Here is a 13,630-nt window from a genome sequence, read left to right as displayed (position 1 = left end):
GACCAATGATCAACGTAGACCTGCAACAACTTATCCAGGCGCTGGACGCCGAAACCCGTCGTGATCTGGAAAGTTCTGCCGAGCGTTGCGTCGCCCGTGGCGGCAGCAAGATCCTCGTCGAAGACTTGCTGCTGGGCCTGCTGGAGCGCCCGCAAGGCCTGCTCGCACGCGCGCTGCAAGACGCCGAAGTGGATGCCGGCGAGCTGAGCGCCGCGCTGCAATCGCGGGTCGAGCACAGCGCCTCGCGCAACCCGGTGTTCGCCCCGGAACTGGTGCAGTGGCTGCAAGACGCGTTGCTGGTGGCCAACCTTGAACTGGGCCAGAGCCAGGTCGAGCAAGCCGCGTTGATCCTCGCGCTGCTGCGCAACCCGATGCGCTACGCCGGCAGCCGTTACCAGTCGTTGCTGGCCAAGCTGAACATCGAGCGCCTGAAAGAATTTGCCCTGTCGCAGAAAGAGCAACCGGCCACCGGTAAGCCCGCCGTGCCGGGCGAATCGCTGCTGCAGCGCTTCACCCACAACCTGACCCAACAGGCCCGCGACGGCAAACTCGACCCGGTGCTGTGCCGCGATGGCGCGATCCGGCAGATGGTCGACATCCTCGCCCGTCGCCGCAAGAACAACCCGATTGTGGTCGGTGAAGCTGGTGTTGGTAAAACCGCGATTGTCGAAGGTTTGGCCTCGCGCATCGCTGCTGGCGAAGTGCCGCAAGTGTTGAAAGGCGTCGAGCTGCTGTCGCTGGACATGGGCCTGTTGCAGGCCGGCGCCAGCGTCAAAGGTGAATTCGAGCGTCGCCTCAAAGGCGTGATCGACGAAGTCAAAGCCTCGCCGAAACCGATCATCCTGTTCATCGACGAAGCCCACACGTTGATCGGCGCGGGCGGCAATGCCGGCGGTTCCGATGCGGCCAACTTGCTCAAACCAGCCTTGGCCCGTGGCGAGTTGCGCACCATCGCCGCCACCACGTGGGCGGAGTACAAGAAGTACTTCGAAAAAGACCCGGCGCTGGCCCGTCGTTTCCAGCCGGTACAACTGCACGAACCGACCGTCAGCGAAGCGGTGACCATCCTCCGTGGTTTGGCTCAGGTGTACGAGAAGAGCCACGGCATCTACCTGCGCGACGACGCGGTGGTGGCGGCGGCTGAGTTGTCCGCCCGTTACCTCGCCGGCCGTCAGCTGCCGGACAAAGCCGTCGATGTGCTCGACACCGCGTGCGCTCGCGTTCGCATCAGCCTCGCGGCCGCCCCGGAAAGCCTTGAACGTCTGCGTGGCGAACTGGCTGAAGGTGGTCGTCAGCGTCAGGCGCTGCGTCGTGATGCTGAAGCCGGTTTGTTGATTGATCACGAAGCGTTGGATGCTTTGGAAGATCGTCTGGCCGCCGCCGAAGACGAAATGGTCGCCCTCGAAACGCTGTGGACCGAGCAGAAAGAACTGGCCGAGCGCTTGTTGGATCTGCGTCAGCAACTGGCCAAGGCTCGCGAGGCTGCTGCCGTCGAGCCGACCGTCACGGTTGAGGAAGACGCCGAAGGCACCGTGATCGAAACCCTCGAAACGGTGAATGACGTCGCGTCCCTCGAAACCGCGCTCAACGAAACTCACAAAGCCCTGACCGATGCTCAGGTCAAAGAACGCCTGGTCAGTTTCGAAGTCTGCCCGCGTCTGGTCGCCGAAGTCATCAGCGCCTGGACCGGCGTGCCGCTGGCGCAACTGGCCCGCGAACACAACGCCAAGGTCGCCAGTTTCGCCACCGACCTGCGCACGCGCATCCGTGGTCAGGAACAAGCCGTGCACGCACTGGACCGCTCGATGCGCGCCACCGCTGCCGGCCTGAACAAACCGGATGCACCGGTGGGCGTGTTCCTGCTGGTGGGCCCGAGCGGCGTCGGCAAGACCGAAACCGCGCTGGCCCTCGCCGATTTGCTGTACGGCGGTGATCGTTTCATCACCACCATCAACATGTCCGAGTTCCAGGAGAAGCACACCGTGTCGCGCCTGATCGGTGCACCGCCGGGCTACGTCGGCTACGGCGAGGGCGGCATGCTCACCGAAGCCGTGCGGCAGAAGCCGTACTCCGTTGTGTTGCTCGATGAGGTCGAAAAGGCTGACCCGGACGTGCTCAACTTGTTCTACCAAATCTTCGACAAAGGCGTGGCCAACGACGGCGAAGGCCGCGAGATCGACTTCCGTAACACGCTGATCCTCATGACCTCGAACCTGGGCAGCGACCGCATCAGCGACCTTTGCGAAAACGGTGCACGGCCAACTGCCGAAGTGCTCGAAGAAACCATTCGCCCGGTGCTCAGCAAGCACTTCAAACCGGCGCTGCTGGCGCGGATGCGTGTGGTGCCTTACTACCCGGTCGGCGGCCCGGTGCTGCGTGAGCTGATCGAAATCAAACTCGGTCGTCTGGGCGAGCGCCTGAACCGTCGTCAGCTGGATTTCACCTACTCGCAAGACCTCGTCGATCACCTGGCCGAGCGCTGCACCCAAAGCGACAGCGGCGCGCGTCTGATCGACCACTTGCTGGACCTGCACGTACTGCCGCTGGTGGCCGACCGCTTGCTCGACGCGATGGCAACCGGTGAAAGCCTCAAGCGCGTCCACGCGACGCTCGACGGCGGCGCCAGCGTGACCTGCGAGTTCGCCTGAGGTGGGTGTGATGTTCACTCAAGTGCCGCAGCCGCTGGTGTATGCCGAAGCGTTGCTGGCGCAGTTCGCCAGCCTGTCGCGTGCGGCGGACGGCGCTGCGCTGCTGGGTGACTTCGTGCGCGGCGTGGCGGAACTCAGCGGCTGCGAATTGACACAGCTGTACCTGCTGGACGCGACCCACACGTGCCTGGGGATGAACGCCGAGTGCCTGAACGGCATTCTGCAGCCGCGCGAATCGGCGAGCCTGCCGGCGGATTACAACGGTGAACAACTGCTGCAATTCGCCCTGTGCCAGAACCGCGTGGTGAGCCTCGGCGAGCTGAGCGGCAGCCTGCACGAAACCAGCTTCCTGCCGCCGCAGGCCACGCCGTGGCAGTCGCTGCTGTGCGTGCCGCTGGTCAATCAGCAGAAGGCGGTCGAAGGTTTGCTGCTGTGCGCCAGCCGCCGGCACATCGACTTGCAAGGCTTTGCCGATTCCCTCGGGCAACTGGGGTCGTTTGTGCTCGGCCAACTGCATCTGCTGCAACGTCTGCGTCAGCCGGTCGGTGATGCACGGCCATTGAAGGCCAGCGTCCCGAGTGCCAGTGGTTACGGCTTGATCGGCAAGAGCAAGGCCATGCGCGAAACCTATTCGCTGATCAGCAAAGTCCTGCACAGCCCGTACACCGTGCTGCTGCGCGGCGAGACCGGCACCGGCAAGGAAGTGGTCGCACGCGCCATTCATGATTGCGGCCCGCGCCGTTCCCAGGCGTTCATCGTGCAGAACTGCGCGGCGTTCCCCGAGAACCTGCTGGAAAGCGAACTGTTCGGCTACCGCAAAGGCGCCTTCACCGGCGCGGACCGCGACCGCGCCGGGCTGTTCGACGCGGCCAACGGCGGCACCTTGTTGCTCGATGAAATCGGCGACATGCCGCTGTCGCTGCAAGCCAAGTTGCTGCGCGTGTTGCAGGAGGGCGAGATCCGCCCGTTGGGTTCCAACGACACCCACAAGATCGACGTGCGCATCATCGCCGCGACGCACCGGGATTTGTCGGTGCTGGTCAGCGAAGGCAAATTCCGCGAGGACTTGTACTACCGCCTCGCGCAATTCCCGATTGAGTTGCCGGCCCTGCGTCAGCGCGAAGGCGACATCCTCGACCTGGCCCGGCACTTCGCCGACAAGGCCTGCTCGTTCTTGCAGCGCGATGCGGTGCGTTGGTCCGATGCGGCGCTGGATCACCTGTCCGGTTATGCGTTCCCCGGCAACGTGCGCGAACTCAAAGGCCTGGTCGAGCGCGCGGTGTTGCTGTGCGAGGGCGGCGAGTTGCTGGCCGAGCATTTCTCCCTGCGCATGGAAGCCGTGCCGGAAGACAACAGCCTGAACCTGCGCGAACGCCTGGAGCAGGTCGAACGCAGCCTGCTGCTCGATTGCCTGCGCAAAAACGACGGCAACCAGACCCTCGCCGCCCGCGAACTCGGGCTGCCGCGTCGCACGCTGCTGTACCGCCTCGGGCGTCTGAACATCAATCTCGGTGACTTCGATGGTTAGGCAAATGACCGTCGATTTCACCTCATTCGCTTCTGATAGCGCCGCCCGAACGGGCCGGCGCTTTGTGCTTTGTCTACCCCTGGAGACCCTCTGATGTCTGTTCGTCACTGGCAAGCCGTCCTGCTGACCCTCGTCGTTCTATGCGGCCTTGGCGGCTGCAGCGGCAATTACAAATTCAACGACAACACCTATCGCCCATTGGGTGATCCGCAGGCGGTCAATCGCGGCAAGTGACCGCAAGGAGTATCACCATGGAATTGGTTTTCGAAATGCTGAACACCAAGCAGTTCGTGCCCACGGAGCTGTGCCAGAAGACCTTCAAGCAGGCCGGCGGCGTGATTGGCCGGGGCGAGGATTGCGACTGGATCATCCCGGACCGCAAGCGTCATCTGTCCAATCACCATGTGGACATCAGCTTTCGCGAAGGGACGTTCTTCCTGACCGACACCAGCAGCAACGGTGTCCAGGATGGCGGCAGCGGCGCACGCCTGCGCAAGGGCGAACCGATGCGCATCGAGCATGGCAGCACCTACGTGCTGGGTGATTTCGAGATCCGTGCGCGGCTGGTGCGCGACCCGGCGACCTTCGACGTCGAAGTCGGTCGCCCACAAGCAGCGGGCAGCATCATCCCGGATGACGCGTTCCTTGACCTCGATCCGCTGAACGCCCTTGATCAGCAAGAGCGCGTGTACTCGGAAATCGAAGAGTTGATCACCCCGAGCACCACCATCGAGGACACCCGTCAGCGCGCCGACTATGCGCGCATCGACATGGAAAGCCTGATGGTGCCGGAGTTGATCAACGCCCCCGCCGATCCTGCGCCAAGCCCTGTCGCAAAAGCGCCTGAGCGCCAGAGCGAAGGTTTCTGGGAGCACTTCGGTGCAGCGCTGGGCGTGGACCTCAAAGGCCTCGACCACGACGCCCGCGAAGCCCTGGCGCTGAACGCGGCACGCCTGCTCAAGCAAAGCGTCGGCGGTTTGCAGCAGAGCCTGCGCACCCGCAGCGAACTGAAAAACGAACTGCGTCTGGCCCAGACCACCGTGCAAGGCACGAACAAGAACCCGCTGAAATTCGCCGTCGATGCCGGTGAAGCGCTGGGCATTTTGTTGCAGCCGAACAAGCCGGGCCAATTGCCGGCCGAGCAGTCGATCTCCCGTGCGTTCCGCGATTTGCAGGCGCATCAGGTGGCCTTGCTGACCGCCAGCCGCGCCGCCGTTCGCGGCACCCTGGAACACTTCTCGCCGCAGCAGTTGACCCTGCGTTTCGAGCGCGACAACAAGCCGTTGCTGGCCACCTCCGGCAGCCGCTGGAGAGCGTACGGTCGTTATCACCAGGCCCTGCGTCAGGACGATGACTGGAGCGAGCGCCTGCTGGCCCGTGACTTCGCTCAAGCCTACGAAGAACAGATCCGCCTGATTTCCACCCTTCACACCGACCACCAAGGATGATGCGCATGTCTCGCTGCTCGACCGCTTTTTTCAAGATGCTGACTGCGTTCGCGGTGCTGGTGCTGCTGGCCGGTTGTTCGTCGCTGTCGCCGTATTCCAAAGTGACAAAGGTCAACCTGAAGCTCACCGGCAGCGATCAGCTGAACCCGGACCTCAACGGGCGTCCGTCACCGATTGTCGTGCGTCTGTTCGAGCTCAAGCACCCGGTGACGTTCGAGAACGCCGACTTCTTCAGCCTGTACGAGCGCGCCAAGGAATCCCTGGCCCCAGACCTGGTAGCTAGCGAAGAACTCGAACTGCGCCCGGGTGAAACCATTGAGCTGAAACTCAGTGTGGAGGAGGGCAGCCGTTACGTCGGGATCCTCGCGGCCTACCGCGACCTGCCGGAAACCAAATGGCGCTACACGGTGCAAGTCACCCCGCTGGAAGTCACCGAGGCTGACCTGACCCTCGACCAGGCCGGTATTCGCAACAGCAACGAAAAGCTCGCCAAGGCGGATGACTGATCATGAATTCCCATAAAGTCATTTGGCAGGAAGGCATGCTGCTGCGTCCGCAGCACTTCCAGCACAACGATCGCTACTACGACCACCAGATGAAAACCCGCACCCAGTTGCTGGGCAGTTACACCTGGGGTTTCCTCAATCTCGACATCGATTTGCAGTTCCTCAACATGGGCAAACTGGTGATCAGCCAGGCCTCGGGGATTCTGCCGGACGGCAGCCTGTTCGAACTCGGCGGCAACACCGAGCCACTGGCGCTGGACGTGCCGCCGAACACCGGCAACACGCCGATTTACCTGGCGCTGCCGCTGGTCACCGGTAACCACATCGAGTCGCGCCGCCCGGAGCAATCCGACGTGCTGGCGCGCTACACCGCGTACGAAGCGGAAGTGGCCGACTCCAACGCCGGCGACGATTCCGCCAGCCAGGTCAGCTGCGGTCGCCCGGACTTCAAACTGTTGCTCGGCGAGCAGCAGAGCGATCAGGCCTACGTGAAGCTGAAGATCTGCGACGTGCTCGACACCACGCCCGATGGTGTGATCAGCCTCGATCCGGATTTCGTGCCGACCTACATTCAGGCGCATTCCTCCAGCTATTTGCTGTCGTGCCTGAAAGAAGTGATCAGCATGCTCGGTCACCGGGGTGACACCATCGCCGAGCGCATCCGCTCCAACGGCAAGGTCGGTGGCGCGGAAGTCGGTGACTTCATGATGCTGCAACTGATCAACCGCACCGAGCTGCTGCTGCGTCACTACCTCGGTCTGGAACAGGTTCACCCGGAAGAGCTGTACCGCACGCTGCTGACCATGCTCGGTGATCTGGCGACCTTCTCCAGCGACAGCAAACGCCCGCGTCTGGACAGCCGTTACCAGCACAGCGACCAGGGCGCGAGCTTCCGCAAACTGATGGAAGCGATCCGTCAGGTGCTGTCGATGGTGCTCGAACAGCACGCCATCGAACTGGTCCTGCAAGCGCGTCAGTACGGGATCATCGTCTCGCCGTTGCACGACCACAAACTGCTGGGCTCGGCGTCGTTCGTGCTCGCGGCCAGTGCCAACTGCGATTCCGAAGAACTGCGCCACCGCTTGCCGGCGCACCTCAAGGTCGGCCCGGTGGAGCGCATCCGCCAACTGGTCAACCTGCACCTGCCGGGCATCAAGGTCAAACCGTTGCCGGTGGCCCCACGGCAGATCGCGTTCCACTCCAACAAAACCTATTTCATCCTCGAACTCAGTTCCGAAGACCTGGCACAACTGGAGCGCTCTGGCGGCTTCGCGTTCCACGTGTCCGGCGAATTCGCCGAGCTTGAATTGAAATTCTGGGCCATCAGGAACTGACCGACATGATCAAGGACATGGAACACCATCAGGACGATAAAACCGTCTTGCTCGACCGCCAGGGCCACGGCCCGGCGCAAAGTCCGCTGACCGACTTCGCCGCACCGCCGCGTTTCGAACAACTCGAAGAGCGGATGATCTACGCCGCCCGCCTGCGCCCGGCGGAGACCTTCAACATCAGCCTCAATTCGCTGGTGGCCGCCGGTTCCGACCTGTTGTCGGAAGTGGTTCGCCTCAAGCACAGCGATAGCCGCGAAGACATGTACGCGCTCAACGAGCGCCTGACCGCCGGGCTGAAACTGTTTGAAGTGCGCGCGCTGCACAACGGCGCCGAAAGCAGCCAGGTGATGGCTGCGCGTTACGTGCTCTGCACCGTGGTCGATGAAGCCGTCGTGACCACGCCGTGGGGCAACGAAAGCGAGTGGTCGCAGATGAGCCTGCTCAGCAGCTTCCACAACGAAACCTTCGGTGGCGAGAAGTTCTTCCAGCTGCTGGATCGCCTGTCGAAAAACCCGGTCAAGCACCTGCCGATGCTGGAGCTGATGTACCTGTGCCTGTCCCTCGGTTTCGAAGGCAAGTACCGCGTGCAAGCGCGCGGCATGCTCGAACTCGAAGGCATCCGCGACGCCTTGTACCGGCAGATTCGTCAGCTGCGCGGCGACGTGCCGCGTGAACTGTCGCCGCATTGGGAAGGCTTGAACGACCAGCGTCGCAGCCTGGTGCGCATCGTGCCGGCGTGGATGGTGGTGCTGTTCACCGTGGTCTGCCTGGTGGTGATGTATTCGGGGTTCGCCTGGGTCTTGGGCGAGCAGCGCGACACCGTTCTGCAACCTTATCAGCCGCTGGATTCCGCCGCGGCCCAGCCGCTGTCGCAGCCGTAAACAGGGACGTGTGATGAAAAAGTTTTTCAAGAAAGTCGGCGCGTTCGTGCGCCAGACCTGGGTCTGGACCTTGCTGCTGGTGCTGTTCGTCGCGCTGCTGGTCTGGTTTGTCGGGCCGCTGTTGGCCGTCGATGACTACAAGTTCTGGGAAGGCTCGACCTCCCGCCTGCTGACCATCAGTGTGCTGTTCCTGATCTGGGGCCTGACCATGGTCTTCGTCAGCTGGCGTGCCGGTGTGCGCAAGAAAGCGGTCGAAGAGACTGAGGATGGACAGGATCGTATCCGCCGTGAAGAGTTGATCGACGAAGAGCAGAAGGAGTTGAAGGAGCGTTTCAAGGACGCCCTGAAAACCCTGAAGACCTCGAGCCTCTATCGCGGCCGCAGCGAACGCTGGCGCAGTGATTTGCCGTGGTACTTGCTGATCGGCCCGCAGGGCAGCGGCAAGACCAGCCTGCTGGACTTCTCGGGCCTTGAGTTTCCGATCAACAAGATCGACCGCAAACTGACCCGCGATACCCTTGGCACCCGGCATTGCGACTGGTACTTCGCCGACCACGGTGTGCTGATCGACACCGCCGGACGTTACCTGACCCAGGCGGATGCCGAAGTCGATGGCAGCGCCTGGAGCACTTTGCTCGACCTGCTGCGCAAGCGTCGTCGCAACCGTCCGTTGAACGGCGTGCTGGTGACCATTCCCGTTGAATTGCTGCTGGGCGCTAACGAGCAGGATCTGGAGACGCTGGCGCGTCAGGTGCGTGCGCGCCTGCAAGACGTGCATCAGAAACTGCACGTCGATGTGCCGATCTATCTGGTCCTCAGCAAGGCTGACCAGTTGCTCGGTTTCGACGAGTTCTTCGACCAGCTGACCCGCGAAGAAAGCGATCAGGTGCTCGGCACCAGCTTCCGCAAAGAGCAGAGGGGCACCGACGTCACTGTGCTGCGCGCCGAGTTCGAAGAGCTGCTGCGTCGCCTGAACAGCCAGGTGATCATGCGCATGCACCAGGAGCGCGACACCCAGCGCCGTGGCCGCATCCTCGATTTCCCGCATCAACTGGGGCAGATCGGCGAGCGCCTGTGCCTGTTCGTCGACATGGCTTTTACCGGCAACCGTTACCAGCGTGTCAGCCAGTTGCGCGGTTTCTACCTGACCAGCGCACCGCACCTGACCCAGGAAATGGACCAGACCACCGCCGGCATCGGCGCCAATCTGGGGATCAATTCCGGCGTATTGCCGACCCTGCGCAGCGGCCGTTCGCGGTTCATTCACCATTTGCTCAGCCGGGTGATTTTCCCTGAGGCCGATCTAGCCGGTCTGGACAAGCGCGAACGCAGCCGCATCCATTGGGGCCAGCGTGCGTTGTACGTCGGTGCGTTGGCGGCGTTGGGCCTGTTCGGCCTGCTGTGGGCGAGCGGTTTCTCGGCCAACTATGAGCGCCTGGAAAACCTGCGCAACCTGGCACAAACCTGGACGCAACAGCGCTCGGCCCTGACCGCACGTGATGATTCTATGGCGGTACTGAAGACCCTCGACACCAGCTACGCAGCGACACAGGTGTTCCCGAAAAAGGGCGACGTGGGTTACCACGAGCGTGGCGGCCTGTATCAGGGCGAAGACGTCAACCCGGTGGTCAAGGCGGCTTACGAGCGCGAGCTCGAAAAGCAATTGCTGCCGAAGGTCGCGACCCTGCTGGAAGGGCAGATCCGCGCCAACATGAAGGACCGCGAACGCCTGCTCAACAGCTTGCGCGCGTACCTGATGCTAAACATGAAAGATCGCCGCGATGCGGTGTGGCTCAAGGACTGGGTCGCGACTGACTGGTCCCTGCGTTACGCCGGCAACACTGCGGTGCAGAACGGCCTGAACACGCACTTCGAGCGCTTGCTCAAGCTTCCGTTTATCTACCCGCTGAACGATCAACTGGTGGCTCAGGCGCGTCAGGTATTGCGCAGCGAGTCGCTGGCCAACGTGGTTTACCGGATGCTGCGCGAGCAGGCCCGAGACCTGCCGGAATACCGTTTGAGCCAACACCTGGGCCCGCAGGGTGCGCTGTTTGTCGGCACCGATTACGTGATCCCGGGCTTCTACACCCAGCAGGGTTATCAGCAGTATTTCTCGGTGCAGGGCAGTGCGCTGGTCACCGACATCCTGCGTGACAACTGGGTGCTGGGCGAAGGTTCGGGCATCAGCGGCATGGACTTGCGTCGCCTGATGGTCGAACTGGAGCAGCTGTACTTTCGCGACTACGCCAACTTCTGGAGCGAAGCCGTGGGCCAGGTTGCACTGCCTCCGATCAGCGATTTCAGTGAGGGCGCCGAGCAACTGGCGGGCCTGACCTCGGCCAACTCGCCGGTGCTGCAACTGCTGGTGGAAGTGCGCGAAAACACCCGGTTCCCGGCAGAAGCCGAAGCGGTCGATCAAGCGGCTGATGCCGCTGCCGCACTGGGCGAGCAGAAAGGCAAATTGGGCAAGCTGGGCAAACTGGCGTCTGCCGCCGCGGACAAAGCCTCGGACATGGCCGCGATCAAAAACCTGCCGGACACCGCGAAGAAATCCCTGCAACGCCGCTTCGAACCGCTGCACCGTTTGCTGGATGACAACAACGGCCCGGCCGCTGATTTGACCCCGGCGCTGACGGCGCTCAACGACCTGCAAATGCAACTGTCGAGCCTTGCGCGCGCCAGTGCGCCGGAGCAGGCCGCGTTCGAAATGGCCAAGACCCGCATGAGCGGCCAGCGTGATGCGCTGAGCAACCTGCGCAATGCCTCGAATCGTCTGCCGCGCCCGGTCAGCGTGTGGTTCAACGTGCTGGCCGAAGACACCTGGCGTCTGGTGCTCAACGATTCCTACCAGTACCTGAACCAGCGTTATCAAAGCGAGCTGTACAGCTTCTACGGCAAGGCGATCAACAAGCGCTACCCGTTCAGCGCCCACAGCACCAGCGACGTGGCGATCAGCGACTTCCGCGAGTTCTTCAAGGCGCAGGGCATTGCCGATCGCTTCTTCGATACCTACATGCGTCCGTTCGTGAGTGGCGATCCGGGCAACTACCGTCTGCGCAGCATTGACGGTCACAGCATGCCGATCTCCAAGGTCTACCTCGACCAGATGGCTGCGGCCCAAGTGATCCGCCAGAGCTTCTTCTCGATCAACCCGGCCGAACCACAAGTGCAGTTCAAACTGGAGCCGTACACCCTCGACCCGGCCGTCAGCCGTTCCGAGTTCAAGTTCGGCGACAAGACCATCGAATACCGTCACGGCCCGATTGTGCCGGTGTCGTTCAAATGGCCGACCGATGCTGAAGACGGGCGCACCAGCCTGGTGATGGACAAGATGGCGGGCCGCCCGATCGGCATCGAGAAGAACTCCGGCCCGTGGTCGCTGTTCCGTCTGTTCGACCTGATGCAGACCGAGTACCTCAGCGGTCGTGACGTGCTGGTGCTGAAGGCGGACGTCGGTGGCCTGCGCGCCAACTACTTGCTGACCAGCCAGCGCACGCCGAACCCGTTCGACATGGGCGTGTTGCGCACCTTCCGTATGCCGGTGCAGCTCTGATGCTGGTTGCCAGTGCCTGGCGCAGCGCTGCGCGCACCGATGCCGGCAAGGTTCGGGCGCGCAACGAAGATGCTTTCCTCGACAGTCCGCAGCAGGGGCTGTGGGTGGTCGCGGACGGCATGGGCGGTCATCAGGGCGGCGACGTTGCCAGCCAGTTGATCGTCGCCAGCCTGGCGGAATTGCCGGCGCAGGATGACTTCGACGAACGACTCAAAGGCATTCGCCAGTGCCTGCACTGGCTGAACCGCCGCTTGGGTCAGGAGTTGACCGTCACCGCCGGGCGCCACGACAGCATCATGGGCAGCACCGTCGTGGCGCTGCTGGTGGAAGGCAATCGCGCGGCCTGCATCTGGGCTGGCGACAGCCGTTGCTACCTGTGGCGCGGCCAGCGTTTGTATCAGCTGTCCAAGGACCATTCGCTGCAACAGCAACTCATCGACGAGCAACAGATGAGCGTCGAAGACGCCAGCGCGCATCCCGCCGCGCATGCCTTGACCCGTGCGGTCGGGGCGGCCGAGCAACTGACGCTGGACGTGCTCGAACTCGAGGTTTACCCCGGCGATGCGTTTCTGTTGTGCAGCGATGGTTTGTACAACGGGCTGAGCAGCGATGCCTTGGGTAGCGCCCTGAGCCTGACCGCGCCGCATGTCGCGCTTGAGCGTCTGTTTGACGGCGCGCTGCGTGGTTCGGCCCGGGACAACCTGACTGCCGTGGTGATCCGCCAATGACCCAACTCATGCCGCCGCTCGACGACCTGCTGATGAGCGAAGAGCAAGCCAATAACCTGACTTACTTTGCGTTTGCCAAGTCGCATCAAGCTGAGCCCGCGTTGGCGCCGACACGGGCCAGCGTCGGTGAACTGCCGGACGTGCTGGCAGGGCGTTACCGCATCGAGCGCCTGCTCGGTGCCGGCGGCATGGGCGCGGTTTACCGTGCACGGGACTTGCTGAGCGAACAGTTCGGCGATCCCGACCCTTACATCGCGCTGAAAATCCTCAGCGAAGAATTTGCCGAATCGCCGGACGCCAGCGCCTTGCTCTACAGCGAGTTCGCACTGACCCGACGCCTGCGCCATAACAATGTGTTGCGACCGCACACCTTTGAAGTGGACACCGATTGCCAGCGTGCCTTCATCACCATGGAACTCATGCGTGGGCTGACCCTGGACAAACTGCTCTGCGAACGGCCACTCGGCCTGCCGTGGAACGAACTGCGCGACATCGCGCTGCCGCTGCTCGACGCACTGGCCTACGCCCACGCGCGCGGCGTGCTGCACGGCGACATGAAGCCAAGCAACGTGATGCTCAGCGAAGAAGGCGTGCGCCTGTTCGACTTCGGTCTGGGCCAGGCCGAGGAGGGCATCCTCCCAGGCCTGCCACACCTGAGCCGCGACCGCTTCAACGCCTGGACCCCAGGCTACGCCGCACCGGAACTGCTCGAAGGCCAGCCGCTGTCCGCCAGCGCCGACGTCTACGGCGTGGCCTGCGTGCTTTACGAATTGGCGGGCGGCAAACACCCGTTCCGCCGCTTGCCCTCGACCCAGGCCCGTGACGAACACCTGGAGCGCGAACTGCACGCCCCGAAAAATCTACCGAAACACTGCTGGCCAGCCCTGCGAACGGCGCTGGCATTCGATGCGGCCGATCGAACGATCACCGCCGCACAACTGCGTGACGCCATGGGCGCCACTTTGTCTTTGCTGCAACGTCTGCGACTTCGGGCGTAACGGATG

The 13,630-nt window shown here is 62.9% G+C and carries 10 protein-coding genes; all 10 read left to right on the top strand.

The annotated features are described in order from the left end of the window. The first annotated feature begins 5 nt into the window (after window positions 1-5). The 10 genes from tssH (at window position 6) to KGB24_RS04900 (ending at window position 13,624) form a co-directional block, all read left to right on the top strand. Window positions 6-2,648 (top strand): type VI secretion system ATPase TssH, encoded by a 2,643-nt coding sequence (gene tssH, locus KGB24_RS04945; RefSeq protein ID WP_223415122.1) that lies wholly within the window; start codon window positions 6-8, stop codon window positions 2,646-2,648. Between the two features lie 10 nt (window positions 2,649-2,658). Continuing rightward, complete coding sequence (locus tag KGB24_RS04940; RefSeq protein ID WP_192228188.1) at window positions 2,659-4,176, top strand: sigma-54 interaction domain-containing protein; 1,518 nt, start codon at window positions 2,659-2,661, stop codon at window positions 4,174-4,176. A gap of 93 nt (window positions 4,177-4,269) precedes the next feature. Then, window positions 4,270-4,410, top strand: coding sequence for a hypothetical protein (locus tag KGB24_RS04935; protein WP_008030659.1), 141 nt, complete (start codon window positions 4,270-4,272; stop codon window positions 4,408-4,410). Between the two features lie 17 nt (window positions 4,411-4,427). Continuing rightward, entirely contained in the window at window positions 4,428-5,624 is a 1,197-nt protein-coding gene (tagH, locus tag KGB24_RS04930) for a type VI secretion system-associated FHA domain protein TagH (RefSeq protein WP_008038089.1), read from the top strand. 5 nt (window positions 5,625-5,629) lie between these two features. After that, complete coding sequence (gene tssJ / locus KGB24_RS04925) at window positions 5,630-6,130, top strand: type VI secretion system lipoprotein TssJ (RefSeq protein ID WP_223415121.1); 501 nt, start codon at window positions 5,630-5,632, stop codon at window positions 6,128-6,130. 2 nt (window positions 6,131-6,132) lie between these two features. Then, the gene (tssK, locus tag KGB24_RS04920) at window positions 6,133-7,464 is read left to right on the top strand and encodes a type VI secretion system baseplate subunit TssK (protein WP_008030656.1); all 1,332 of its coding nucleotides are present in this window, start codon (window positions 6,133-6,135) and stop codon (window positions 7,462-7,464) included. 5 nt (window positions 7,465-7,469) lie between these two features. Next, complete coding sequence (gene icmH / locus KGB24_RS04915) at window positions 7,470-8,345, top strand: type IVB secretion system protein IcmH/DotU (protein ID WP_008030654.1); 876 nt, start codon at window positions 7,470-7,472, stop codon at window positions 8,343-8,345. Window positions 8,346-8,358: 13 nt separating this feature from the next. Further along, window positions 8,359-11,898: a type VI secretion system membrane subunit TssM gene (gene tssM / locus KGB24_RS04910; RefSeq protein ID WP_223415120.1), complete on the top strand. Its 3,540-nt coding sequence runs from the start codon at window positions 8,359-8,361 to the stop codon at window positions 11,896-11,898. After that, the gene (locus tag KGB24_RS04905; protein WP_223415119.1) at window positions 11,898-12,626 is read left to right on the top strand and encodes a PP2C family protein-serine/threonine phosphatase; all 729 of its coding nucleotides are present in this window, start codon (window positions 11,898-11,900) and stop codon (window positions 12,624-12,626) included. The genes tssM and KGB24_RS04905 overlap by 1 nt, the downstream gene beginning before the upstream one ends. Then, window positions 12,623-13,624 carry a serine/threonine-protein kinase gene (locus KGB24_RS04900; RefSeq protein ID WP_192228191.1) on the top strand — a complete coding sequence of 334 codons (1,002 nt, stop codon included), beginning with the start codon at window positions 12,623-12,625 and terminating at the stop codon, window positions 13,622-13,624. The genes KGB24_RS04905 and KGB24_RS04900 overlap by 4 nt, the downstream gene beginning before the upstream one ends. Window positions 13,625-13,630 lie beyond the last annotated feature (6 nt).

The sequence above is a fragment of the Pseudomonas sp. BF-RE-25 genome (genome assembly GCF_019956105.1).
Taxonomy (GTDB): Bacteria; Pseudomonadota; Gammaproteobacteria; order Pseudomonadales; family Pseudomonadaceae; genus Aquipseudomonas; species Aquipseudomonas migulae.
Note: the sequence above shows the minus strand (reverse complement) of the source record. Positions and strands in the feature narration are given on the sequence as shown.